This window comes from Cellulomonas bogoriensis 69B4 = DSM 16987 (assembly GCF_000767165.1).
Classification (GTDB): domain Bacteria; phylum Actinomycetota; class Actinomycetes; order Actinomycetales; family Cellulomonadaceae; genus Actinotalea; species Actinotalea bogoriensis.
This window is the reverse complement of the sequence record NZ_AXCZ01000255.1, coordinates 1-2,610: the sequence shown is the minus strand read 5'-3', so window position 1 is coordinate 2,610 and position 2,610 is coordinate 1. Positions and strand designations below refer to the sequence as shown.

The 2,610-nt window shown below is 72.7% G+C and carries 3 protein-coding genes; all 3 read right to left on the bottom strand.

Going from position 1 to position 2,610, the window contains the following annotated elements:
* On the bottom strand, positions 1–734 hold a 734-nt coding region (folP, locus tag N869_RS14225; protein WP_035062679.1), incomplete at its 3' end, for a dihydropteroate synthase.
* 35 nt (positions 735–769) lie between these two features.
* The gene (folE, locus tag N869_RS14220) at positions 770–1,381 is read right to left on the bottom strand and encodes a GTP cyclohydrolase I FolE (RefSeq protein WP_408606368.1); all 612 of its coding nucleotides are present in this window, start codon (positions 1,379–1,381) and stop codon (positions 770–772) included.
* A gap of 4 nt (positions 1,382–1,385) precedes the next feature.
* Positions 1,386–2,610: ATP-dependent metallopeptidase FtsH/Yme1/Tma family protein (locus N869_RS14215; RefSeq protein ID WP_035062676.1), on the bottom strand; the 1,225-nt coding region annotated here is incomplete at its 5' end.

The window sequence follows — 2,610 nt, the reverse complement described above, 5'->3', positions numbered from 1 at the left end:
GTCGCGGCGTCCCGGGCCTCCGGTGGGGCCGGGGTCCCGTCGGGGCCGGCCAGCAGGTGCCCGAGGAACCGTTTGCGCGAGGCGCCGACCAGCACCGGGTGGCCGAGCCCCGTCAGGGCGTCCAGGTGCGCCAGCAGGGGCCAGTTGTCCGACCCGGGCTTGGCGAACCCCAGGCCGGGGTCCAGCACCACCCGGTGCGGGTCCACGCCCGCGTCGGTGAGCGCCCCGACCCGTGCGGTGAGCTCCCGGCGGACGTCCGCCACGACGTCGGTGTACCGCGCCAGGCCGTCCATGACGTCGGACGGGCCTCGCCAGTGCATGGCCACGAACCCGACGTCGGCGTCGGCCACCACACCCGCCATCGCAGGGTCGGCCAACCCGCCGGAGACGTCGTTGACCACGCGGGCACCGGCGGACACGGCCTCGGCCGCGACCGCCGCCCGGGTGGTGTCCACGCTCACCACGACGCCCGCCTCGGCCAGCGCCCGGACCACGGGCAGCACCCGCCGACGCTCCTCCTCGGGCGTGACCCGGCCGGCACCCGGGCGGGTGGACTCACCGCCGACGTCGACCAGGTCCGCGCCCTGGTCCGCCAGTCGCAGACCGTGCTCGACGGCCGCGTCGGGCTCCAGCCACGAGCCCCCGTCGCTGAACGAGTCGGGCGTCACGTTCACCACGCCCATCACGAGCGTGCGCCCCGAGGGCACGCCGTCGACAGGACTCGGGTGGGACATGATCGTCACCGCTCCAGCCTAGAGCCGCGGGCCGCTCAGCGACCCAGGACCAGGCTCATCGCCTCGGCGCGGGTCGCACCGTCACGCAGCTGGCCGCGCACCGCCGACGTCACCGTGCGTGACCCGGGCTTGCGCACCCCCCGCATCGACATGCACAGGTGCTCACACTCCACGACCACCAGCACACCGCCCGGGTTCAGGCGCTCCACCATGGCGTCGGCGACCTGGGTCGTCAGACGCTCCTGGACCTGGGGCCGCCGGGCGTAGAGATCGACCAGGCGGGCGATCTTCGACAACCCGGTGACCCGGCCCTCGGCCCCCGGGATGTACCCCACGTGAGCCCGCCCGTGGAAGGGCACCAGGTGGTGCTCGCACGTGGAGTACAGGGGGATGTCCTTGACCACGACGAGCTCCTCGTGGCCCAGGTCGAACGTGGTCTCGAGCACGTCACGCGGGTCTGTGTACAGACCGGCGAAGATCTCGCCGTAGGCGCGGGCCACCCGGGCCGGGGTGTCCCGCAGACCGTCACGGTCCGGGTCCTCACCCACCGCCAGGAGCAGCTCGCGCACCGCCCGCTCGGCACGGGCGGCGTCGTACGGCACCGTCACGGGCTCGAACCCGGGCCCCTCGTCCGGGGTGTGGGTCACCACGTCACCGGCCGGGGTCGACGGCGTCGCCGGGCGGCACCTCACGCACAGCCTCGGCCGGGTGCTCGTCCTTGGCGGCGGCCGCCTCGTCCTGCGGGACGACGGGCCCGTCCTCGCCGGCGGCGCGCTCCAGCGGGCTCCTGACCGGGGGCCGGTCCGAGACCGCGCGCTCCGGGCTGGACAACCACACCTCGCGCGGGTCGCGCTTGGTCACCGCGGCGAACACCTCGGCCAGCTCGGCCTGGTTCAGGGTCTCGCGCTCCAGCAGCTCCAGCACCAGCGCGTCCAGGACGTCACGGTAGGTGTTGAGGATCTCGTAGGCCTCGTCGTGCGCGAAGTCCATGAACCTGCGCACCTCGACGTCGACCAGGCCAGCGACCTGCTCGGAGTAGTCCCGGCCGTGGCCCATGTCCTTGCCCATGAAGACCTCGCCGCTGTCCTGACCGAGCTTGACCGCGCCCACCCGCTCGCTCATCCCGTACTGGGTGACCATCTTGCGGGCGATCGCTGTGGCCTTCTCGATGTCGTTGGACGCACCGGTGGTCGGGTCGTGGAAGACGATCTCCTCCGCCACGCGCCCACCCAGGGCGTACGCGAGCTGGTCCATGAGCTCGTTGCGGGTCGTGGAGTACTTGTCCTCGGCCGGCATCACCATCGTGTAGCCCAGGGCCCGCCCGCGAGGAAGGATCGTCACCTTGGTCACCGGGTCGGTGTACCGCAGCGCCGCGGCCACCAGGGCGTGACCGCCCTCGTGGTACGCGGTGATCTTCTTCTCCTTGTCGTTCATCAACCGGGTGCGCTTCTGCGGACCGGCGATGACGCGGTCGATCGCCTCGTCGAGCTCGTGGTTGCCCAGCACCTGCCCGCCCGAGCGCGCCGTCAGCAGGGCCGCCTCGTTCAGGACGTTCGCCAGGTCCGCACCGGTGAACCCCGGGGTGCGCTTGGCCACCGCGTGCAGGTCGACGTCCGGGGCCACCGGCTTGCCCTTGGCGTGGACGGTGAGGATCTTCTCCCGGCCCTTCAGATCCGGGGCGTCCACGGTGATCTGCCGGTCGAAGCGGCCGGGCCGCAGCAGTGCCGGGTCCAGGATGTCGGGCCGGTTCGTCGCGGCGATCAGGATGACGTTGGCGTTGACGTCGAACCCGTCCATCTCGACGAGCATCTGGTTGAGGGTCTGCTCGCGCTCGTCGTGACCGCCGCCCATGCCCGCCCCGCGGTGGCGACCCACG